This is a genomic window from Arthrobacter sp. P1_B4 (assembly GCF_056406555.1).
In genome coordinates this window covers 95,473-117,024 of sequence record NZ_JBFTZW010000003.1, presented here as the reverse complement: position 1 = coordinate 117,024, position 21,552 = coordinate 95,473, and the positions used below count along the sequence as shown (strand labels likewise).

Below are 21,552 nucleotides of genomic sequence, written 5' to 3'. Positions count from 1 at the left end.
AGGCCGACGCTCCTTCCCATCCGGGCGCGGACAAGGCATGCTTATTGATCAGTAGACTTACTAATTTGGTTGCGACTGAAGGAGCGAACATGAAGGCACTTACCTGGCAGGGCAAGCGGTCGGTCAGCGTGGAGATGGTTCCGGATCCGGTCATTGAGAAGGGCACGGACGCCATCGTCAGGATCACTTCATCGGCCATATGCGGCTCGGACCTCCACCTGTACGAGGTCCTTGGCCCCTACATGAAGGCCGGCGACATCCTGGGGCACGAACCCATGGGCATCGTTGAGGAGGTCGGCTCCGAGGTCAGGAACCTCAAGCCGGGCGACAGGGTGGTCATCCCCTTCAACATCTCCTGCGGCCATTGCTGGATGTGCAAACAGGGGCTGCAGTCCCAGTGTGAAACCACCCAGGTCCATGCCCACAACAGCGGGGCGAGCCTGTTCGGGTTCTCCGAGCTCTACGGGTCGGTCCCCGGTGGACAGGCGGAATACCTGCGAGTGCCCCACGCCGACTACGGGCCGATAAAGGTCGGGCACGAACTGCCCGATGAGCGGTACCTCTACCTCTCCGATATTCTTCCCACCGCCTGGCAGGGAGTGAAATACGCCGATGTCCCCGCCGGCGGCACACTGGCCGTCTTTGGGCTCGGCCCGGTGGGGCAGTTCGCCAGCCGGGTCGGTCGACACCTCGGCCAGCGCGTCATCGCCATCGAACCGGTTCCGGAACGCCGCCGCATGGCCGAGCGGCACGGGGTGGAAACGATCGATTTCACAGAGGACGTCAGTGACCAGCTTCGCGATATGACGGATGGAAGGGGCCCTGACGCGGTCGTCGACGCCGTCGGCATGGAAGCGCACAATTCGCCCGTCGGCGCCTTTGCACAGAATGCGGTGGGGCTCTTGCCGGATGCCTTGGCAAAGAAGGCCATGGAGACTGCGGGCGTAGACCGCATGACGGTCCTCCATGCAGCGATCGACTCCGTGCGCCGGGGGGGCACCGTTTCGCTAAGCGGGGTGTACGGGGGTACAGCGAGCCCCATGCCCTTGCTGAGCATGTTCGACAAGCAGATCCAACTCCGGATGGGCCAGTGCAACGTCCGCCGGTGGACGGACGAGCTGCTCCCGCTCGTGGAAGATTCCGCAGACCCGCTCGGCGTCATGGACCTGAAGACTCACGAGGTCGACCTCGACGGTGCCGCGGCCGCCTACGAGATCTTCCAGAAAAAGGAAGACGGCTGCATCAAGGTGGTCCTGAAGCCGTAGCGAAGATGTCCCCGCTCCGGGAGATCTCCTCAGGTCTTCCGTCAGCCGGACCAAAGCGCAGCTGGGCTCCCCATTCGACAGGAACGGGAGCCCAGCTAGCGACCTCGGTGAAGAGGAATCCCGCCGTCGTCCGCTTGCGTGTGAAACGGCCGCTATTCGCCGGCGGGTTGGAATAACTCGACAACGTTCCCGGACGGGTCCTCCAACAGGATCTGCTGTCCGCCTGGGCCCTTGACTATGTCGTTCCGGAACGTGACGCCTGCGGCGCGCAACCGTGCCACTTCGGCCGCGATATCGCCCACGATGAGGTGGATCCGGTTCCATCCTCCCGGGATGGGCACCGTGCCGTCCGGCATGGGACGGCCTGCCGAGCTGGCCGGCCCGCTCAGGAGGAGCCGCAACCGGCCGCGGGTGACATCGGCGAACGCCGGCGCGGCGCTCATCCTGACGGTGAATCCGAGATGCGTTGTATAGAAGTCGACCGCGGCATCGACATCGGCCACCATGTACCGGACGCTGACCAGTTCCGTAAGGTCGTTGGGCATTTCCAGCTCCTTTCCGAATTCGTTTGGGGAGGTGTAGATAGATCACACTGTCGATCGGTTTGGCACCCAACGCAAGCCCACGACGGCGGGAGGTTCGCTACGCCCGGGAGCCGCCGGGGCCAGACTCCAGCAGCCCGCCGCCGGCCCAGCGCCTGAGCGCGAGCTTTTCGGCGTCGTCGAACTCCATGAGGGCCAGCCGGCACAGCTCTTCCACGTTTCTGGTCCATGCGGCGGCGAGTTCTGCCGCCGATATCTCCTCTGCGAGGGAGCCGCCGGCGTACACCACGCCCTGGATCACGAAGTTGACGGCCGAACGGGACACCGGCTGTCCGGCCGCCACACAGTCGTCGCGGACGGACCGTGCCAATTCGCTGCGGTTGCCCGAATGGTCGCGCAGCTTCGCCGCCAGGGAAAGGAAGACCTGCCGGAACTGTTCTGCCGACAGTGCCGGAACGTCCGTGACCCGGGTGACCTGCTCCTCGATCGCGGGCCGGGCGTCGGAGGCCAGCGAGGAGGGCTCCGGGGAAAACCGCTTCGCGTCCCACACCCAGCCGGGCGACGGCGTGGACGAGTATTGGACGCCCTGGCCGATCTGGGCGATCCAGGCCCCGAACTTGCCGTGCCCGCCCCAATCGGTCTTCAGTGACGGGTCCGCGGTCAGGGCCCGGTGCGCCGCGACCGCTCCCGTGACCGGACCAGGCGCGGCCTGCACCAGGGCCCGGACCTCATCGGCCGCCGACGTCGCGGACCCGGGAGTGCCCTGGGCGGTGCGGAGCGGGGTGCCAAGTCCGGCGGACGGGACCATGCGGGGGACGCCGGCCGCGGTCCCGTTGAGGATTGCCACGAAATCGTGGGACTCCACCACGCTGTCGGCCATCTCCCGGTACGCGAATGCCACAGCGCCGGCAGCGATGACGGTGGTCATCCGGTCGGCCGCCCGGAACCGCTGGACCAGCGAGGTGAAGTCGGCGTCCGCAGACGCGACGAAGAACTCCTCAACGTGTGCCGCGCCGGCCAGGGCATCCATTGCGTCCAGCACCAGGTTGATATCGGTGCTGGACTTGCCCCGCTGGGTCAGGGAGGGGCAGTCGATCACGCGGAAGCCCGCGCGGGTCCAGTACGGCCGGTACTTGGAGTAGATCACCGGATTGAGATAGCAGTTACGGATCAGGAAGCGCCGGGATTCTTCGCCCGCGCCGCCGGCGGCCAGCGCCTCCGTCCAGTGCTTGGGGTCCTCGGCGAATCTCTTCGCGGCCGCCGGGTCCAAGGCCATCAGGCCCGTATAGACGTTGTCGAAGTCCACGAACATCGCGGCACGGATGCCAGGCCGCCGGGAATGGGGGAGGGGTTCACTCATCGGCTCAGTGTGCCAGCAGGAGGGCGGCGCGGGCCAGAGGTGCCCGCTTGGTTGCCCATTTGCCGTCGTGTGCCGGACCTCCTGGCGGGAACAGGAGGTCCATAGGTGTGTCCGGGATCAGCCGCGCGCGCCACGCTCCTGCGGGAAGCCGACACCCCGGGCCACGCGGCCGGCGACCAGGTCCTGGAACACGTGGCGCTGATGCTCTCCCAGGCCGTGCGCGGCGCGGACACCGTCACCATCGGGGGGAGCGGGCTCCGGCTGGGCATGTCCGTTGGCCAGGCGGAAACGGCTGTCCCGGCGGACGCCGATTCGGCCGCGCACAAAGAACTGGCCACGGCCCTGCTGCTGGCCGCAGATCAGGACATATACCGCGTCAAGACGGAAATGCGCGGGGCCGTGTGCACCGGTTGATCCGCGGGCTTTAACGCCAAACGACGACGGCGGGAGGTGGCTCCCGCCGTCGTCGTTCGGCCTTGCTGCCTGGAACCCGGGCTTTAGGCGCCGTGGTTCAGGCTGAGGGTAAAGGTGTTCGGGCCGCTGGCGTGGACCGCGATGTTGCTCTTGGCGGTGTTGTGGCGCTCGGAGAGCTCGTGGACCAGCGCGTCCAGCTCGTGGTGCATGGTGGAGCGGTCCCAGAGCTTGTGGGTTACAGAGTTGGCAGTTTCAAACGTCATTGTTCAGTGCTTCCATTTCATGAATCCGGATGTCCGGCTGCCGCACCGATGCGGAGCCGCCGTAGGGGCCAAACCAGGAACGCCTGAGACCGTGGGCAGCTCTGCGAGCTCACCGGTTTGGCCTCATTGCGTCCACCAGGATGGGTGCCCGGCGTTTACTGCGGACGCGGAACGTCGCAGGAATTCGTCAGGCTGCACCGGCAGGAACGTCGCAGTCCCTGCCTTGCCTTTCCATAGTGCACAGCGCCGCGCGGGCGGCTCAAGCCAGATGGCGAAATATGCGCGTGAGACTCATCACAGCCGCTGTGCCGGAACGTGGACGGCGACGACGGCACCCCAGTCCAGCGCGGACGGTTCAGCGCGGTCTAGGGACGGGACCGCTTTGACCGAAAATGCGGAGGGTGGATGTGCATGCGGCTCAGCCCCCGGGCGGGGGCCGGAGAGACCGGCACCGGTCCGCCGGGCTCCGGCCCGGCAGCGGCAGCGGCCCGTCCGTAGCGGGCAGCCAACGGTGCGGCGCTGAAGCCGTGGGCCAGGACGCTGAGCAGTACGGTGGCGGCGATGACGGCCACAGCCTGATCGGACACTGGTCCAAGGGCTTCCAGCGCCAGCAGCGCGAACACGAGGGACGCCAGCCCGCGCGGGCCGAACCAGCCCACGAACAGGACGGTCTTCCGGTCGAGGCCGGCGCCAATCGAGGCCAGCGCCACCGGCAGCATGCGCACCACCGTGAGGCTAAGCACGGCATACGCGATGGTCAGGGGGAGGGAGTGCTCCAGCATGATCGGCACGGTGATGGCTCCGAACGCCAGCCACACGAGCAGGGACACCAGGCCGCTCATCTGCTCAACGAAGGCCAGCTCGGCCGGCCCCCGTTCCCCGGCGCAGGTGCCGAACGCCAGCCCGGCGCAGAACGCGGCGACGAAGCCGTTGCCGCCCACCGCGAGTGCGGCGCTGTAGGAAAGCAGGCTCAGGGCCAGGACGCCGATGCCGGCGAAGTCCTCGGTTGCGGTCCCGCGCCGGCGGGCCAGCTGGAGCAGCCACCCTCCCGCGGCGCCGGCCGCTGCGCCGACGCCGGCGCCGATGAGCAGCTCCATGGCCGCGCTGCCTGGGCCTTCGGCGCTCTCCAGGCCTGCTGCGGCGGCCGCGCCGGCGATGGCGAGCATGACGACCGGGGTGGCGATGCCGTCGTTGAGGCCGCTTTCGACCGTGATCAGCTGGCGGATCCGCGACGGCACCGCCGGATTCGTCACCACGGGTATTCCGAGTGCGGCGTCGGTAGGGGCAAGCGCGGCGCCGACGAGGAGGGCCAGCCAGAACCCGAACTGGGGAAAGAACCAGGCGGCCAGGGCCCACCCGAACACAATCGTCAGCGGCAGGCCGACTCCCAGCAGCCGCACGTAGCGGCTCACGTCCCGGCGCAATTGCTGGAGCGGCAGGCGGGCGGCGTCGGAGAAGAGCACCCACACCAGGGTGACCTCGACAACCGGGGTGATACTCGCCAGGGGCGACGGGCCACTGACCAGCCCGGACCAGGCCAGGGCTGCGCCGACAGCGGTGAACACAATGGGAGCGGTCAGGTCCGCCTGCTGCAGCCGCGCCGACACCAGCGCCCACGCGAACAGGAGGGCGGTGATGAGGACAATGACCGTCAGCTCCATGACGGATCGGCGCCCGTTTCCGTGGGTGCCGCGTGAGGTCGGCACGATTCCAGCAGCCGGATGCGTCCGCCCACAGGGATCACGCTCCCTCCGCCAATTGCACTAAACGTTCCCCTGCAGTTCAGTGAATCCGCCGGCCCGGGACCGCGCCAGAGAACTAAGCCCTGTCCTGTTCCTGCGCCGGCGGTGCAGCGACCGAGCCGCGGCGGATCAGTGCGGCCGTGAATGTCGGTGCGGCCGCCGGTGCCTTGCGGCCTTCGATCTGCCGGATCAGGGCTGAGGCGGCGGCTACGCCCATGTCGTAGACAGGCTGGGCGATGACCGTGAGCGGGGGCGTGGTCAGGCGCGTCCAGGCGAAGTCGTCATACATGAGGAAGGAGACATCATCCGGAATGGAGAGGCCGAGCTCGTGGATCGCTTCCACCACGCTGAGGCCGATCAGCCCGTCGGAGGCGATGATCGCCGTCGCCGGGTCAGGGCGCTGCACCAGCTCGCGGGTGATCTTCTTGATGGACTCGTCGTCGCCGGCGTTGAGGCGGATCAGATCGACGGGCAGCTCCAGCCCCGCCTCCTCGAACGCGCGTTTCATGCCGTCGCGCCGGTCCGAGATCTGGGACGAGTCCAGCTGCAAGCCGTCGTGGTACGGTCCGGCCGTCTTGAGGGTGGAAATGAAGGCGATCCTCCGGTGGCCGGACTTGAGCAAATAGCTGGTGGATTCATGGGAGATGTCCTCCATGTCCACCGCCACGGTGTCGACGTCGAGCCCTGGCGCCTTGCGGTCCAAAAGGACCAGCGGACGGCCGGATTCGTGAACGCGCCGTAAATGTTGCGTTTCCACGGAGGACGCGGGTGCCACGATCAGGCCGTCAACGCGCTTGTCGAGGAGCACCCTGACGGCGTCGATTTCCGCCTCGGTATCCTCGTCCGTATTGATCAGGATGACATTGAATCCACTCCGCTTGGCGGTGTCCGTAATGCCCCGCGTGGCCAGGCCGAAATGGGGGTTTTCAATGTCGCCGACCACCACCCCGATGGTGTGCGATTTCCCGGTGTTCATGCTGCGGGCGAGCTCGTTGGGCCGGTACTCCAGTTCCTCGGCGGCAGCCAGCACCCGCTCACGCACGTCGTCGCTCACGGCCCCGTAGTTGCCCAGGGCGCGGGCGGCCTGGGCCTTGGAAACCTGGGCTGCTTTGGCGACGTCGGCGACAGTGACATCGCGGCGCCGGGAAGCATCACTATTCATTACGGCCTTTCGTAGCGGACCCTTGACGCCTGATGTGGCTTCGATTACATTTCTAGCAATCGATGTGAGTCCGGTCTCAATCCTAGGGACTGAGACCGGACTCAGCAAGACTTCCATCGACAAAGTCCCACTCCACGGGGCCCACTGCCTGCTTGCCCCGCTGCTCACCCCCACGATTGGAAACGCTGTGAACACAGGAAACAAAATGCGCCCCGGGGCGCTCATCGCCGCTGCTGTTGCCGCGGTCCTGGCACTCTCCGGCTGCGGAGGCAGCTCATCCGCCTCGTCCTCGCCGGCGGACAACCCCTACGGCCTGATTGAAGCCGGCACCATCCGCGTTGCCAGCCTGGGTGATTCGAAGCCCTATACCTTTGCCGACGCCCAGGGCAACTTCACCGGCTTCGACGTCGAGCTCTTCAAAGACGTCGCCCACCGCGCCGGAGTCGACAAGGTCGTCTTCACCGGACAGGACTTCTCCGGACTGCTCGCCGCCGTCTCCAACGGCCAGTTCGACGCCGGCGTTGCGGCTATCGGCATCACGGACAAGCGCAAACAAACCGTCGACTTCTCCGATGGCTACCTGGCCGGCTACCTGACCGTCATCACCACGAAGACCTCGGGCATCACCGGCGCCGACGGTCTCGGCGGAAAGCGACTCGGCGTCGTGCAGGGAACGCTGCAGGAGGCTTACGCGGTCAAGAACTTCACCTCCGCGAGCCTGGTGCGCTTCCCGGACAACAACACCGCGATCGCCGCCGTCAACAGTGGATCCGTTGATGCACACTTCCTGGACTACGAGGCCGCCAAGGCCTACGAAACGCAGTATGGGCTGATCAGCGCCGCGGACATCCCGTCCTTCGACGCTCCCGCCGGCTTCGCCGTGGCCAAGGGCAAAACCGCTTTCAGGGACGCCCTCAACAAGGGCCTTGCCGCAGCCATGGAGGACGGCACCTGGAAGAAGCTCTACCAGAAGTGGTTCCCGGGCTCCCCGATGCCCGAGCAGTACCTGCCCAAGGCCGAGCAGACGGCCAGCCCCACACCCAGCAAGTAAGGCCCAGCCAGTAAGCGGCCGGCAACCAATATGCCCCGAACCATCGGCACGTCCGGCACATAGCCCGGCTCCCACCTGACCGGGCGGGCCGCACTGCGCGGCCCGCCCGGGTTCCACAAGCTACCTACGTCTGAGAGCAACCATGGACTGGTTAAGCACCATCACCCGCACCTTCTTCGACTTCGGCGCAATGGCCGAGGTCCTGCCCCAGCTTCTGGGAGTCGGTCTCCTCAATACCCTCATCATMTCCGTTGCGGCGACCATCATCGGCGTTGCCCTCGGCATGGTCGTCGCCGTGATGGGGATATCTCCCTCGCGGTGGCTTCGGGTTCCGGCCCGGATCTACACGGACCTCTTCCGCGGACTCCCCGCCATCCTGACCATCCTGCTGATCGGCCAGGGTTTCGCCCGCTTCAGCCAATCGATCTTCGGCCCCTCGCCCTACCCCCTGGGGATCATCGCCCTGAGCCTGATCGCCAGCGCCTACATCGGTGAGATCTTCCGCGCCGGTATCCAGAGCGTGGACAAAGGCCAGGGTGAGGCCTGCCGCGCGCTGGGCATGAGCTACGCGAAGTCCATGGCCCTGGTGGTGGTTCCGCAAGGCGTCCGCCGGGTCCTGCCGGCGCTGGTGAACCAGTTCATCGCGATCGTCAAGGACTCCTCGCTGGTCTATTTCCTGGGCCTGCTGGTCACGGAACGCGAGCTCTTCCGCGTGGGCCAGGACGCCGCCGTGCTTTCCGGCAACCTCTCGCCCCTGGTCATGGCCGGCATCTTCTACCTGCTGATCACGGTTCCCCTGACCCATCTGGTCAATTACTTCGATAACCGCTTCCGCACCGGCCGACGCCGCCCCGCTGCACCGAGCAGCGGTCTCAAGGAAGTCAAAGAACTCGCCGCGGCTTCACCGCTGACCACCGGGAGCAACACATGAGCCTCGCCAGCAACACCGCACGCAGCACCAGCAACACCAAAGAACCAGTCCCGGACATCGAGACGTTCCACGGCTCCAGCCTGGAACTGAAAAACCTGACCATGGCCTACGGCGACGTCGAGGTGCTCCGCAACGTCAGCCTCAACGTCGCCCCGGGCACCACCACCTGCATCATCGGTCCCTCCGGCTCCGGCAAATCCACCCTCCTGCGCGGCGTCAACCGACTGCACGAACCCAAGAGCGGGGACGTGCTCCTGGCCGGCGAGAGCGCCCTGCAGGTCAAACCGGACCTCCTGCGCAGCCGCATCGGCATGGTGTTCCAGCACTTCAACCTCTTCCCGGACCACACCGCCCTCGAGAACGTGGCGCTGGCCCTCTGGAGCGTCAAGGGCATGCCCAAGGCCGAGGCCAGGGAACGCGCCCGGCGCCGCCTCGCCGAGGTCGGTCTTGCCGAACGCGCCGATCACCGGCCCCGCGACCTCTCCGGCGGACAGCAGCAGCGCGTCGCGATTGCCCGTGCCCTGGCCATGGAACCGGAAGTCATGCTCTTCGACGAGGCCACCAGCGCCCTGGACCCGGAACTGGTCAAGGGCGTGCTGAACCTCATGGCAGGCCTGGGCCGCCGCGGCATGACCATGCTGGTGGTCACGCACGAGATGGGCTTTGCCCGCAAGGTCGCTGATCAGGTCGTCTTCATGGACGAAGGCGAGGTCGTCGAGTCCGGCACGCCCGCCGACCTCTTCGACAACCCGCAAAGCGAACGCCTCCAGCGCTTCCTCTCGGAAGTGCTCTGATGGAGACCCTGAAGGGAAGCGCCGCCGCGGGACCCATCCGCACCGCCGTCGTCGGGTTCGGCATCTCGGGCAAAGTCTTTCACGCACCGCTGATCGCGGCGGATGCCAACTACTCGCTGGAGGTGATCGTCACGGCGGATCCGGACCGCGCCTCGGAGGCGGCGAGGCTCTACCCGGACGCCCGGATCGTCCCGACGCCGGAGGACCTGTTTGCGCTCTCCGGTGACCTCGATCTGGTGGTCCTCGGGACGCCGCCGCTGACCCACTTCGACCTCGCCGCGACGGCCATCGCCCACGGCCTCCCCGTGGTGGTGGACAAGCCGTTCGTCACCACGTCGGACCAGGGGCAGGAGCTCATCTCCCGGGCGGCCGACGCCGGCGTGCAGCTCACGGTATTTCAGAACCGACGCTGGGACGCGGACTTCCTGACGCTGCGGAAGCTTGTCGGGGAAGCAGCGCTGGGGGAGGTGCGCAGCTTCGAATCGCGCTTTGAATGGTGGCGGCCGGAGGGCTTCGGAAACTGGCGGGACACCGCTGCCGTGTCCGAGGGCGGCGGCATCCTCAACGACCTCGGCGCCCACCTGATCGACCAGGCCATCCAGCTCTTTGGCCCGGTAACCGAAAGCTACGGGGAATCGGCGAACCACAGCCAGGATCCGGGCGGCGCCGACACCGAGGCCTTCGTGTCCCTGCTCCACGAATCCGGGGTCCGCTCACGGTTGTGGATGAACGGCATGGCGGCGCAGGTCGGCCCGCGCTTTCACGTCCTGGGCTCCGAGTCCGGCTACACGAAGTGGGGCCTGGACGGCCAGGAACCGGCCCTCGCGGCCGGAACGACACCCACGGACCAGGGCTACGGCGTCGAACCCCAAACCCATTGGGGGACCGTGGGTGTCGACGGAGACCTGCGGCCAGTCGCATCTGAACCCGGCGCCTATCCGCTGTTCTATGCACAGCTCGCGGCTGCCCTCCGTGGCAAGGGCCCACTTCCGGTCGACCCCGAGGAGTCCCTCGACGTCCTGAGGGTCATCGAAAATATCCGCGCCTTCGCATAGCCCGCACACCGCCTCCCAGTGCCCCTGGCGGGCACCCCTGACACCTCTACTTAAGGAAAGGCAGACCCATGTCCTCCACACCCTCAACCAAGCGCATCGCCATCATCGGCGGCGGCATCCTCGGCGTCTCCACCGCCGTCCACCTGCTCCGCGACGGCGCCTCCGTCACCCTCCTGACCGAACACGGCCTGGCCAGCGAGGCCACCGGCCGCTCGCTCTCCTGGCTGAACTCCGCCGGAGAACGGTCCACGCCGTACCACCAGCTCCGGGTCGCCGGCGTGGACCGCTACCGCACGCTCTTCGCCGCTGACACCGGCCGGGACTGGCTGCAGTTCGGCGGTGGCCTCATGTGGAATCCCGCCGGCCAGGAAGCCGCCACGGAAGCCCGCCACCGCTACGAGAAATCCATCGGCTATGACTCGAAGCTTCTGACACCCGCACAGGTTTCCTCAGCCACCCCCGGCATCGATCCGGTCGCCGTTCCGGAGAACGCCATCTTTAACCCCGGTGAGGGCTGGGTCAGCCTGCCCGATCTGGTGGACTTCCTGATGGAGGAGTTCCACGCCCTGGGCGGTGAACTCGTCCTCAACGCCGGCAAGGTGTCCGTGACGGTCGACGGCGGCCGGGCCACCGGCGTCGAGACGGCCGCAGGGGAAACCTACGAGGCAGACGCTGTCCTGGTGGCGTGCGGTGCCGCAACTCCCGCCGTCGTCGCGCCCCTCGGCGTCGAGATCCCCAACGGATCCCCGGTCTCCATGCTGGTGGTGACCAAACCCGTCGAGCACGAGCTGGAGGCCGTGCTGAACACCCCCAGGGCCGCCGTCCGGCCCAATCCCGGAAACACCCTTGCCCTGGACCACGACTGGTATGAAGGGCACATCACCGAACACGCCGACGGCTCCTTCAGCATCCCCGATGACGTGGTCCAGGAACTCGCCGACGAAGCATCCAAGCTCATCGGCGGCAACCCCGACCTCAAACCGGCCTCCTGGAAGATCGGCTACAAGCCCATCCCGGGCGACGGCGAACCGGTCCTCGGTGAACTCGGCCAGGTGCCCGGCTGCTTCGTGGCCTTCTCACACTCGGGGGCCACGCTCGGCCTCATCGCAGGAGAACTTCTCGCGGGCGAGATCATGACCGGCACGAAGCACCCGATGCTGGCCACCTTCCGGCCGGGACGCTTCTCCTAGCCAGAGCCACAGAGGCTGCCAGGCAGGCAGGGCCGGCGTTCACCGGCCCTGCCTGCCTAAGCCCCGTCCTGCTCCTGCGCCGGCGATGCCACCTTTGGGGCCAGATCCATGGTTGTCAGGCGACTGAGACCGGGCTTCGGGCTACGGGCTGGGGGAGGGGCTGGAGGTGGGGGACCCGGTCCCGGAAGGGGCGGTGGTGTTCCCGGGCAGCGTGGGTGACGGGCTGCCGGAGGCAGTCCCGGATCCGGGCGTCGCGGGCATGTACGACTGGTATTCGGGCAGCGTGGAGTCCAGGACCGGAAGCTGCAGCTCGGCCGACTTACCTGTGGAGTCCTCGCTCACCCGGACCGTGACCAGGGACCCGGGGGATCCCGTGGTGGGGTCCAGCATCATGGCCGGAGGTTGGGCCAAAGAAGTTTCGCCGTTGGCCTTGGCCGGAATCGATACCGTCGATCCGGAAGCGCCGGATATCGTGACAACCGCGTCTTTGGCGGACGTGTTGAATACGGTGCCCATAATCCGTCCGGGCTGGTCCGCTCCGTGGGAGAGGATGAGCATGTCCGCCAGCTTCATCGGACCGACCACGGTGTTGATCCCGTTGGTCGCCGGCGTGATCTTCGTGGTTTCCGCGGGGTTGTCGGAGGAGCAGCCGGTTCCGGTCAGCAGCACCCCCAGCGTGAGGGCGGCGATCGCAGATCTGAATCCTGCCAGCACGGTGGTGGGTGCCATGGCCGGCTCCTCTCGGCAGAAGCTGTCCGGTCACCTCCGATTATCGTCCCGGGCGGCGGGAAAATCGACCCGCCGTCGCCCCTGATGGCCACCCAGCGGGTGGCGCCCGACGGCGGCGCCACCGGCCGGCCCGACATGCGGCTTGAGTTCGAGCATCCCGGGGTCCGGACCCGGCTGCGCCTCGGCTGACACCAAACGAGGATTCTTTACTGATTTGCGGATCAGAATCCCCATAATCTCCGCAAATAGGTGATTATGGAGTCATGCCGAAAATCCGCATCTCCGAAGCAGCACGTTTTCTCGGGGTCAGTGACGACACCGTCCGGCGCTGGACCGAGAACGGGATCCTGACCCCGGTCAAGGATGACTCCGGCCGGCTGGCCGTGGACGGCCTGGAACTTGCCCACCTGGCCCGCGACCAGGCACAGCTTCCCGATGACCCCACCAAGGTGGGCCGCTCCGCCCGCAACCGGTTCGTCGGCCTGGTCACGGGCATCACCGCTGACAAAGTCATGGCACAGGTTGAGCTGCAGTGCGGGCCCTTCCGCGTCGTGTCCCTGATGAGCAGCGAAGCCGTCCGGGAACTGGGCCTGGAGCTTGGCTCCGTGGCGACCGCCGTGGTCAAAGCCACCACCGTCATCATCGAAACGCCCCACGGAAAGAGCATCGTATGAGGACTGCCCGCAAGCACGTCACCGCACTGCTGGCGGCCGGCGTCCTGGCCGCGGGCGTGGCGGGCTGCGCCGCCGGCACGCCCGGGGCAGCCGGAACCGGCTCCAACTCCAGCGCCGGGGCCAGTGAGACCCCCACGCTGTCCGGAGCGATCACCGTTTACGCCGCGGCCTCGCTGAAATCGACCTTCACCAAGCTGGCCAGCGACTTCGAGGCGAAGAACCCCGGCACCAAAATCACTTTGAACTTTGCCGGCTCCTCGGACTTGGCTACGCAGATCACCCAGGGCGCCCCGGCCGACGTCTTTGCCTCCGCCGACACTAAGAACATGGCCAAGCTGACCGATGCGGAACTGATCGACGGCGCCCCGGCCAACTTCGCCACGAACGTCCTGGAGATCGCGGTTCCGCCGTCCAACCCGGCATCGATCAGCTCCTTCGCCGACCTCGCCAAACCGGGCGTGAAGGTGGTGGTCTGCGCACCGCAGGTTCCCTGCGGCGCCGCGGCCGAGACCGTCGAAAAAGCCACCGGCACCACGCTGGCGCCGGTCAGCGAGGAATCGTCCGTCACGGATGTCCTGGGCAAGGTCACCTCGGGTGAGGCCGACGCCGGGCTGGTCTATGTCACGGACGTCAAGAACGCCGGAGACAAGGTCAAAGGCATCCGCTTCGCCGAGTCGGATCAGGCCGTAAATACCTACCCCATCGCCACGGTCGGCACGAGCAAGAACAAGGAGCTCGCCGCTGCCTTCATCGCCGCGGTCACCGGCAGCGAGGGCAAGACGGTCCTGAGCGACGCCGGATTYGGCACCCCGTAAACGGCATGCACAGGCGCAGCGGCACCGGGTACACAGGCATCCCGGCATGGATTTACGCCATCGCGGCAGCAGGGGCACTCTTCGTCCTGCTGCCGCTGGTGGCAATGGTCGCCAGGGTCAACTGGTCCGAGTTCATCCCGCTGATCACCTCCGAATCCTCACTCACCGCGCTCGGCCTGAGCCTGCGTACCTCCGCGGCGAGCACCGCCTCCTGCATCGTCCTCGGGGTGCCGCTCGCACTCATCCTGGCGCGGAGCCCGTTCCCGGGCCAGCGCCTGCTCCGGGCCTTCGTCCTGCTGCCGCTGGTCCTGCCTCCCGTGGTCGGAGGCATCGCCCTGCTCTACACCTTCGGCCGCCAGGGACTCCTGGGCAAAAGCCTGGAACTGGCCGGAATCCAGATCGCCTTCTCCACCACCGCCGTCGTCCTCGCCCAGACGTACGTTGCCCTGCCGTTCCTGGTGGTCAGCCTCGAAGGCGCCCTGCGCACCGCCGGCAACAAGTACGAGGCGGTCGCCGCGACCCTCGGCGCGCGCCCGGGCACGGTGCTGCGCCGGGTGACCATCCCGCTGGTGCTCCCCGGCCTGGCCTCCGGCGCCGTTCTGTCCTTCGCCCGCAGCCTGGGCGAATTCGGTGCCACCCTGACCTTCGCCGGCAGCCTGCAGGGCGTCACCCGCACCCTGCCGCTGGAGATCTATCTGCAACGCGAAACCGACGCCGACGCCGCCGTCGCGCTCTCCCTCCTTCTGGTCGCCGTGGCGGTGGCCGTCGTCGGGCTCTCCTACCGGCGCCCGCGCCTTGGCGTGGCACCGGAGGGGGCATTCCGGTGACCTTTCAGCTGGACGCAACCCTTGCCGCACGGGGCTTCGAGGTCTCCCTCAGCCTCGGACCGGCCGAGACAATCGCCATCCTCGGGCCCAACGGGGCCGGTAAATCGACGCTCCTCTCGATCATCTCCGGCCTGCTGCGCCCCGATGCCGGCAAGGCGACGATCGGCGAAAAAGTTCTCTTCGACCTGAGCGCGGACACCAACATCTGGCGCGCCCCGCACACCCGGGGCACGGCGCTGCTGGCCCAGGAAGCCCTCCTGTTTCCGCACCTCAGCGCACTGGACAACGTCGCGTTCGGGCCACGCAGTGCCGGCGCCTCCAGTGCCGCGGCCCGCGAAACGGCCATGCACTGGCTCACCGAAGTCGACGCCGACGCCCTCGCCTCGCGGCGCCCCGGACAGCTCTCCGGCGGGCAGGCCCAACGGGTGGCCGTGGCCCGCGCCCTCGCCGCCGACCCCGACCTGCTGCTCCTCGACGAGCCCATGGCCGCGCTCGACATCCACGCCGCCCCGCTGCTCCGCCGGCTCCTCAAGCGCGTCCTCGCCGGCCGCCGGGCCATCATCATCACCCACGACATCCTCGACGCCCTCATGCTGGCCGACAGGGTGATCGTCCTCGAGGACGGCCGGATCACCGAACAGGGCCCCACCCGCGAAGTCCTGGAAAAACCGCGCAGCCGGTTCGCCGCCGGGCTGGCCGGGCTGAACCTGGTGGCCGGCACCGTCAGCGACGCCGGGGTGACCACCGCCCAGGGCATGGTCGTCGCGGGCCACCAGGACGAGTCCGTCGAGCCCGGGCAGGACGGCGTAGCGGTCTTTCCGCCCTCGGCGGTATCGGTGTTCCTCACCGAAGAGCACGGCAGCCCGCGAAACTCATTCCAAGTGATCATCACGGACCTCGAGCCCCACGGCGATCAGATCCGTGTCCGTGCCGGTCGACTCTCCGCAGACATCACCCCGGCAGCGTCAGCCGACCTCGGACTCATCCCCGGAATGAGCGTCTACTTCGTCATCAAGGCCGCCGCCATCGCGATCTACCCGGCCTAGGGAGCTTCCGCACGTTCCGCCCGGCGGAGTAGTCTCGGTGCCGGGCGCTGCCGGCGCCGAGCGACTCCGCGAGGAAAGGAAAACCATGCCTGGAATGTATGTGGCGACCTCGACCATCACCATCGAGGCGCCCGCGAGCCGCGTATGGTCCGTGATCACCGACCCCGATGCCGCCAAGGAGTTCATGTTCGGCACCGAACTCGTGACCGACTGGACCGTAGGCGGACCCATCCTGTGGCGGGGCACCTGGGACGGCAAGGACTACGAGGACAGGGGCAGCATCCTCGAGTTTGAACCCGGACGGCGGCTGGTTGTCACGCACTTCAGCCCGTTGAGCGGCCAGGAGGATGCGCCGGAGAACTACCACACGCTGACCTGGACGCTCGAGGACCAGCCCGGTGCCACGCAACTCACCCTCGCCCAGGACAACAACGCCAGTGCCGAGGACGCCGACCACTCCAAGGGCATGTGGGACAGCCTGGTTGAGAGCGTGAAAGGAATCGCGGAGCGGGAAGAGCCAGGGCGCGATTAGGCAGTAGGACCGCGGGGCCAGGTTCCGCTACTGCTGACAGCGGCCCGCCGGTGGGCGGACAACAAGCGGACATCAAAGGGAACGCGACAAGAACGCCCGCCCGGGTGTCCCCAGGCAGGCGTTCCCGTCGTCGGCGGAAGGGCGCCTACAGCAGGCTTGCCGCGATGTCCCTCCCGATCCTCTGCAGCAGGGCGGCGGACAGTCCGGGGTCCTTGGAGGAGTCCTGGTCGGTGTACTCGGCCAGGGTGTAGACCCGGGTGAGCGCCAGTTCGGACCACCTTTCCCGGGGGAGGAGGGAACGGCCGGCCACCGCGATGATCGGGCGGGTTCCGGACCTCCGGGCGACGGCGGCCGGAAGTTTGCCGGCGAGGGTCTGTTCGTCGATGCTGCCCTCGCCGGTGATGACGACATCGCAACTGTCCCTGCGGTTGTTGAAATCGAGCAGGTCCAGGAAGTAGTCGGCGCCCGAGACCTGCTTGGCGCCCAGCAGCAGGCAGGCGAAGCCGATGCCGCCGGCGCTTCCGGCGCCCTCACGCTGCGCCAGTGCCTCGGCGTCCTCAAATCCGGCGTCCGTCAACGTGGCGACGAGGTGCGCCAGCCCGTGCTCCAGCGCCCCAACGTCCTGCGGTCCGGCGCCCTTTTGGGGTCCGAAGATCGCCGGCGCGCCGCCGGGCCCGAGCAGCGGATTGTGGACGTCGCTGGCGACTACGAGCTCCGTGCCGTCCAGTTCGGGGAACCTGGTCCGGCGGATGGTGTGGATCTGCGCCAGCGACTTTCCGCTGCCGTGGAGCTGCCGGCCGCGGACGTCGTGGAAGCCGTAGCCCAGGGCGGTGAGCATTCCCATGCCGCCGTCGGTGCTGGCACTTCCGCCCAGCGCCAGGACGATCCTGGCCGGGTTGAGACTGAGGGCGAACAGGATCGCTTCCCCAAAGCCCCGGCTGGAGGCCGCCAACGGTTCCAGCTGGGCCGCCGGCAGGAGCGCCAGGCCGCACGTGTTGGCGACCTCGACGACGGCGGTGGTGCCGTCGAACGCGATGCCGGCCGGGACGGGCTGGCCGGTGGGCCCGGTGACAGTGTGGCGGTGCCGGGTGAAGCCGGCGGCGACGGCGGCGTCCACACTGCCGTCCCCGCCGTCGGCCAGCGGAAGCAGCTCGCAGTGGACCGCTCCGGCCCCGCCAATGGAGCCGGCTCCGGCGCGGAGCCCTGCGGCCAGTGCATCGGCCACCTCGCCGGCCGTGAGGCTGCCTTTGAACTTGTCCGGTGCGATGAGGGTCCGCACGGTTTTCGGGGCGGTGGTGTGGACCATGTCAGATGGTTTCCGAGTAGGCGGGGCGGCGGTTGTCCTTGGCCGTCGAATCGGCATCGGCGGGTTCTGTGCGCTCCGGGTTGTTGTCCTGGTGCGTGTGGTGGCCGTATTCGATCAGGTCATCGTCGATGTCGCCGTAACCGTCCGGGAGGATCGGATCCTCGCTGGGCAGGGTCTCAACAGTTTCGCCGTTGAAGACGCGGCGGACGCGGTCCGCGTCCAGGGTGCGGTCCCACCAGGCGATGAACAAGGTGGCGACGGCATTGCCGGTGAAGTTCACCAGGGCCCGGCACTCGGACATGAACTTGTCGATGCCGAAGATAAGCATGATGCCGGCGGCAGGGATGGTGCCGAGCGTGGCCAGGGTGGCGGTCAGGGCGATGAAGCCGCCGCCGGCGACGCCGGCCGCGCCCTTGGAGGTGAGCAGCATGACCGCGATGAGGCCCAGCTGCTGGCCGATGGTCAGGTTCGTGTTGGTTGCCTGGGCGATGTAGACGGCGGCCAGCGAAAGGTAGATGGCGGCGCCGTCGAGGTTGAAGCTGTAGCCGGTGGGGACCACGAGCCCGACCGTTTCCTTCTTCACACCGGCGTGCTCGAGCTTGCGCATCAGGCCCGGGAGGGCCGGTTCGGCCGTGGAGGTGCCCAGAATGAGCAGGTACTCCTCTTTGAGGTGGCGGATCATCTTGAAGATGTTCAGCTTCAGGAAGGCCATGACGGACCCGAGGACCACGACGACGAAGAGGATCGAGGTGGCGTAGAAGAGAGCGATCAGCCCGCCCATGCTGGAGAGGGAGGAGACGCCGTACTTGCCGACGGCGAAGGCCATCGCGCCGAACGCGCCCAGCGGGGCGGCCTTCATGATGAAGCCCAGGATTTTGAACATGACCCCGGTGAGGCGCTGGACACCGTCCAGGACGGGCGCTCCGATCTTGCCCATGGCGTTCAGCGCGACGCCGAAGATCACGGCGATGAAGATGATCTGGAGGATGTCGCCTTCCACGAAGGGCGCGACGATGCTGGTGGGGATGACGTGGGTCAGGAACTGCCACCATTCCTGGTGGGCGCCGGCGTCGATGAGTTTGGCCGCGGAGTCCGTCGTCTTGATCGCGCTGGCGTCTGCGTTGACGCCGTCGCCGAGGCGGAAGATGTTGATGGCGACCAGGCCAAAGAGCAGGGCAAAGATCGTGCCGATCTGGAAATACGTCAGGGCCTTCAGCCCGGTCATGCCGACCTTCTTCAGATCCGCGACGCTGGCGATGCCGCCGACGATGGTCAGGAACACGATCGGGCCGATCAGCATTCTCATGGCGTTGACGAAGGTGGTGCCGATCGGTTCCATGGCAATGCCCGCGGCCGGGGCCAGCCAGCCCACCAGAATGCCGAGGACGATGCCGGTCAATACCCAGAAGTACAGCTGCCTGTACCAGCGTTTCTTGGGGGCGGGGATGTCCGTGCCCGCGGTGGTGATGTGTCCCATGATTCCTACCTCATTGTGGAATGTCTCTGGAGATGCTTTAAGTGGGGGGGGTTTGCACGGGGCGGGAGCCAGTTGGGCGCAGCCGCCCCGTGCGGTGTGTAGCGTTCGACGGCGGCCGCGCGGCCGGCGTCGTCCGTTTCAGTGCCGTCGTCCGTTTTAGTGCGCCTCAGCGCTAAACGGCCGCCAGGGTGCGGGCCAGGGCCTCGATGATGGCATCGGTGACGTCCGCGGTGGTGGCGTCGCCGCCGACGTCGCGGGTCAGGTGGCCGGCGCCGGTTGCCTCTTCGATGGCGGCCTCGACGCGGCGGGCTTCCTCGTGGAGGCCAAAGTGGTCCAGCATCAGGGCTGCGCTGGCGATCGCGCCGATCGGGTTGCTGATGCCCTTGCCCGCGATGTCCGGGGCCGAGCCGTGCACCGGCTCGAACATGGACGGGAAGCGGCGCTCCGGGTTCAGGTTTGCGCTGGCCGCCAGGCCGAGGCTGCCGGCCAGGGCCGAGCCGAGGTCGGAGAGGATGTCGGCGTTCAGGTTGGAGGCGACGACCACGGAGAGGTCTTCCGGGTGCAGGATGAACTTGGCGCTCATCGCGTCGACCAGGACGCTCTCGGTGGCGACATCGGGGTAGTCCAGGGCAACACGCCGGAAGGTTTCGTCCCAGAGGACCATGCCGTACTGCTGGGCGTTGGACTTGGTGACGGAGGAGACCTTCTTCACCGTCCGGGTCCGGGCGAGATCGAACGCGAAGCGCATGATGCGCTCGCAGCCCTTCTCGGTGAACAGCGCGGTCTGCAGGGCGACCTCGTTGCCCGGGCCGCGGCCGCCGAGGTTGCGCCCGCCGAGGCCGGCGTACTCGCCTTCACTGTTTTCGCGGACCACAATCCAGTCGAGCTCGGTGGTGTCGGCCTTGCGCAGCGGGGACTGGACGCCCGGGAGGAACTTCACCGGACGGATGTTGGCCCACTGGTCAAAGTTCTGCGTGATATTCAGGCGCAGGCCCCAGAGGCTGATGTGGTCCGGGACGTTTTCCCAGCCGACAGCGCCGAAGTAGATGGCGTCGAAATCCTTGAGGGTGTCCAGTCCGTCGGGGTCCATCATCTGGCCGGTCTTGGCGTAGTACTCGCAGCCCCATGGGAACTCGGTCCATTCGAAGGCGAACTTGCCGCCGGAATTCTGCGCCAGGGCGTCCAGGACCCGGCGTCCGGCGGAGACGACCTCTTTGCCGACCCCGTCTGCGGGGATTGAAGCGATGCTGAATTTCTGGGTGGCGCTCATGTGCCTACCTCCTCGTTGAGTGTGTTAGCAGCGTCACACTGCCTTCCTCTTCAAGTAGACGGGCCGGCACCACATGCCGTCCAAGACCAAGATCCGATCCGCTAGATAGGTTCAGCCTATTGATGATGTGCCGGGGGAGGCGTGTCTGTCCTTCCTTGCGGTTGCGGGGCCGCGTGCAGCCGCGCCACCGCCAGGAAGGACCGGGCCGCGGGGGTCAGGTCGTCCCTCCGGCTGAGAACGGCAACATCCAGGTAGGATACGGGTTCGATCAGCAGCGTCCGCAGCCCCGATTTGTGCGCCAGGGGCGCCCACGACGACGGCATCACGGCGTGGCCGACCCCGGCCAGGACCAAGGGCAGGATCGAGGTCCGGTGGGCGACCTCGACGACGATTTCGGCGTCGATCCCCCGCGCCAGTGCATCGTCCACAAGCCAGCGCATCAGCGAGCCGCGCTGGCTCGCGACCAGGCGGTGGCCGGCCAGCTCCTCGCGTTGAATCGTTGTTGCGGCGCCAAACGTATCGGACTGGGGATTGATGAGAAGGATCAGCGGCTGGCGATCGAGCTCCAGCACCTCAACGCCGGGAACCTTGATGGGCGTGGGGGAGCCTGCCAGCCCGATCTCCGTACTGCCGCTTCGGACAGACTCGATGACGTCCTCCGGGGTGAAGGCGGCGCTGACATTGAGCCTGACCAAGGGATGAGCACGGGTGAAGGCGGCGATCATCGAGGACAGGGGCTCGATCCCGGGTGAGGGCATCGTGACGATGTCCAGCCGTCCGCTGCGCAGCCCGCGCACCGACTGCACCGCGGACTGCGCCGCATCGAGGTTGCGCATCACGAGCCGGGCCGGCCCGATCAGCTCCTTGCCCGCCTCGGTGAGCACCGCCCGCCGCCCGATCCGGTGGAAGAGCGGCACGCCCAGCTCCTTCTCGAGGGCGGCGATGGTCTGCGAGAGCGATGGCTGGGCGATGAGCAGGTGCTCCGCGGCCCGGCTGAACCCGTCGTGGTCAACAACAGCCAGAAAATACTTCAGCTTTCGGGTGTCCACCCTGGCTCCTTCACCGGTTTTTGCACTTGACGGTTGCCGTGCGGCCGCCTGATCGATG

22 protein-coding genes are annotated in these 21,552 nt (G+C 67.3%); 12 read left to right on the top strand and 10 right to left on the bottom strand.

The features are described 5' to 3' along the window. Positions 1 to 89: 89 nt before the first annotated feature. Positions 90 to 1,265: a zinc-dependent alcohol dehydrogenase gene (locus tag AC1D1W_RS02845; RefSeq protein WP_459385641.1), complete on the top strand. Its 1,176-nt coding sequence runs from the start codon at positions 90 to 92 to the stop codon at positions 1,263 to 1,265. A gap of 152 nt (positions 1,266 to 1,417) precedes the next feature. Here the strand turns inward: AC1D1W_RS02845 and AC1D1W_RS02840 are convergent, their stop codons facing one another. Further along, positions 1,418 to 1,810, bottom strand: a complete 393-nt coding sequence (locus AC1D1W_RS02840) for a VOC family protein (protein ID WP_476942870.1) — start codon at positions 1,808 to 1,810, stop codon at positions 1,418 to 1,420. Positions 1,811 to 1,907: 97 nt separating this feature from the next. Next, on the bottom strand, positions 1,908 to 3,167 hold the full coding sequence (locus AC1D1W_RS02835) for an NYN domain-containing protein (RefSeq protein ID WP_476942869.1): 1,260 nt from the start codon (positions 3,165 to 3,167) through the stop codon (positions 1,908 to 1,910). A 105-nt stretch (positions 3,168 to 3,272) separates the two neighbouring features. Between AC1D1W_RS02835 and AC1D1W_RS02830 the strand changes: the two genes are divergently transcribed. After that, the gene (locus AC1D1W_RS02830; protein ID WP_476942868.1) at positions 3,273 to 3,581 is read left to right on the top strand and encodes a hypothetical protein; all 309 of its coding nucleotides are present in this window, start codon (positions 3,273 to 3,275) and stop codon (positions 3,579 to 3,581) included. 83 nt (positions 3,582 to 3,664) lie between these two features. Here the strand turns inward: AC1D1W_RS02830 and AC1D1W_RS02825 are convergent, their stop codons facing one another. The 3 genes from AC1D1W_RS02825 to AC1D1W_RS02815 all read right to left on the bottom strand — a co-directional run bounded on the left by AC1D1W_RS02825 (position 3,665) and on the right by AC1D1W_RS02815 (position 6,748). Continuing rightward, positions 3,665 to 3,844 carry a hypothetical protein gene (locus tag AC1D1W_RS02825; RefSeq protein WP_018775517.1) on the bottom strand — a complete coding sequence of 60 codons (180 nt, stop codon included), beginning with the start codon at positions 3,842 to 3,844 and terminating at the stop codon, positions 3,665 to 3,667. Positions 3,845 to 4,209: 365 nt separating this feature from the next. Beyond that, positions 4,210 to 5,550 carry a cation:proton antiporter gene (locus tag AC1D1W_RS02820; protein ID WP_243181650.1) on the bottom strand — a complete coding sequence of 447 codons (1,341 nt, stop codon included), beginning with the start codon at positions 5,548 to 5,550 and terminating at the stop codon, positions 4,210 to 4,212. A gap of 112 nt (positions 5,551 to 5,662) precedes the next feature. Next, positions 5,663 to 6,748 carry a LacI family DNA-binding transcriptional regulator gene (locus tag AC1D1W_RS02815; RefSeq protein WP_243181651.1) on the bottom strand — a complete coding sequence of 362 codons (1,086 nt, stop codon included), beginning with the start codon at positions 6,746 to 6,748 and terminating at the stop codon, positions 5,663 to 5,665. A 205-nt stretch (positions 6,749 to 6,953) separates the two neighbouring features. Between AC1D1W_RS02815 and AC1D1W_RS02810 the strand changes: the two genes are divergently transcribed. The 5 genes from AC1D1W_RS02810 (at position 6,954) to AC1D1W_RS02790 (ending at position 11,769) form a co-directional block, all read left to right on the top strand. Continuing rightward, positions 6,954 to 7,799: an ABC transporter substrate-binding protein gene (locus AC1D1W_RS02810; RefSeq protein ID WP_243181731.1), complete on the top strand. Its 846-nt coding sequence runs from the start codon at positions 6,954 to 6,956 to the stop codon at positions 7,797 to 7,799. A 142-nt stretch (positions 7,800 to 7,941) separates the two neighbouring features. After that, the gene (locus AC1D1W_RS02805) at positions 7,942 to 8,730 is read left to right on the top strand and encodes an amino acid ABC transporter permease (protein WP_018775513.1); all 789 of its coding nucleotides are present in this window, start codon (positions 7,942 to 7,944) and stop codon (positions 8,728 to 8,730) included. Continuing rightward, positions 8,727 to 9,524 (top strand): amino acid ABC transporter ATP-binding protein, encoded by a 798-nt coding sequence (locus AC1D1W_RS02800; RefSeq protein ID WP_279294383.1) that lies wholly within the window; start codon positions 8,727 to 8,729, stop codon positions 9,522 to 9,524. Before AC1D1W_RS02805 ends, AC1D1W_RS02800 begins: the two co-directional genes overlap by 4 nt. Next, positions 9,524 to 10,579 (top strand): Gfo/Idh/MocA family protein, encoded by a 1,056-nt coding sequence (locus AC1D1W_RS02795; RefSeq protein WP_476942867.1) that lies wholly within the window; start codon positions 9,524 to 9,526, stop codon positions 10,577 to 10,579. Before AC1D1W_RS02800 ends, AC1D1W_RS02795 begins: the two co-directional genes overlap by 1 nt. A 68-nt stretch (positions 10,580 to 10,647) precedes the next feature. Beyond that, positions 10,648 to 11,769: an NAD(P)/FAD-dependent oxidoreductase gene (locus tag AC1D1W_RS02790; protein WP_476942866.1), complete on the top strand. Its 1,122-nt coding sequence runs from the start codon at positions 10,648 to 10,650 to the stop codon at positions 11,767 to 11,769. Between the two features lie 141 nt (positions 11,770 to 11,910). On the opposite strand, the gene AC1D1W_RS02785 is transcribed toward AC1D1W_RS02790, so the two are convergent. Next, the gene (locus tag AC1D1W_RS02785; RefSeq protein ID WP_476942865.1) at positions 11,911 to 12,498 is read right to left on the bottom strand and encodes a hypothetical protein; all 588 of its coding nucleotides are present in this window, start codon (positions 12,496 to 12,498) and stop codon (positions 11,911 to 11,913) included. Positions 12,499 to 12,761: 263 nt separating this feature from the next. Between AC1D1W_RS02785 and AC1D1W_RS02780 the strand changes: the two genes are divergently transcribed. The 5 genes from AC1D1W_RS02780 (at position 12,762) to AC1D1W_RS02760 (ending at position 16,392) form a co-directional block, all read left to right on the top strand. Further along, complete coding sequence (locus AC1D1W_RS02780) at positions 12,762 to 13,172, top strand: TOBE domain-containing protein (RefSeq protein ID WP_476942864.1); 411 nt, start codon at positions 12,762 to 12,764, stop codon at positions 13,170 to 13,172. After that, entirely contained in the window at positions 13,169 to 13,987 is an 819-nt protein-coding gene (modA, locus tag AC1D1W_RS02775) for a molybdate ABC transporter substrate-binding protein (RefSeq protein WP_476942863.1), read from the top strand. The genes AC1D1W_RS02780 and modA overlap by 4 nt, the downstream gene beginning before the upstream one ends. 5 nt (positions 13,988 to 13,992) lie before the next feature. Further along, positions 13,993 to 14,814 carry an ABC transporter permease gene (locus AC1D1W_RS02770; RefSeq protein WP_459385632.1) on the top strand — a complete coding sequence of 274 codons (822 nt, stop codon included), beginning with the start codon at positions 13,993 to 13,995 and terminating at the stop codon, positions 14,812 to 14,814. Further along, positions 14,811 to 15,860, top strand: a complete 1,050-nt coding sequence (locus AC1D1W_RS02765) for a sulfate/molybdate ABC transporter ATP-binding protein (RefSeq protein WP_459385631.1) — start codon at positions 14,811 to 14,813, stop codon at positions 15,858 to 15,860. Before AC1D1W_RS02770 ends, AC1D1W_RS02765 begins: the two co-directional genes overlap by 4 nt. Before the next feature lie 85 nt (positions 15,861 to 15,945). Then, entirely contained in the window at positions 15,946 to 16,392 is a 447-nt protein-coding gene (locus tag AC1D1W_RS02760; protein ID WP_476942862.1) for an SRPBCC domain-containing protein, read from the top strand. A 145-nt stretch (positions 16,393 to 16,537) separates the two neighbouring features. Here the strand turns inward: AC1D1W_RS02760 and AC1D1W_RS02755 are convergent, their stop codons facing one another. From AC1D1W_RS02755 to AC1D1W_RS02740, 4 genes are all read right to left on the bottom strand, one after another. Continuing rightward, a complete protein-coding gene (locus AC1D1W_RS02755; protein WP_476942861.1) occupies positions 16,538 to 17,698 on the bottom strand; it encodes a glycerate kinase in 1,161 nt (386 codons plus the stop codon). 1 nt (position 17,699) lies between these two features. Beyond that, positions 17,700 to 19,175: a C4-dicarboxylate transporter DctA gene (gene dctA / locus AC1D1W_RS02750; protein WP_476942860.1), complete on the bottom strand. Its 1,476-nt coding sequence runs from the start codon at positions 19,173 to 19,175 to the stop codon at positions 17,700 to 17,702. Between the two features lie 172 nt (positions 19,176 to 19,347). Further along, positions 19,348 to 20,445: a tartrate dehydrogenase gene (locus tag AC1D1W_RS02745; RefSeq protein WP_476942859.1), complete on the bottom strand. Its 1,098-nt coding sequence runs from the start codon at positions 20,443 to 20,445 to the stop codon at positions 19,348 to 19,350. Between the two features lie 116 nt (positions 20,446 to 20,561). Beyond that, a complete protein-coding gene (locus AC1D1W_RS02740; protein ID WP_243181659.1) occupies positions 20,562 to 21,494 on the bottom strand; it encodes a LysR family transcriptional regulator in 933 nt (310 codons plus the stop codon). Positions 21,495 to 21,552 lie beyond the last annotated feature (58 nt).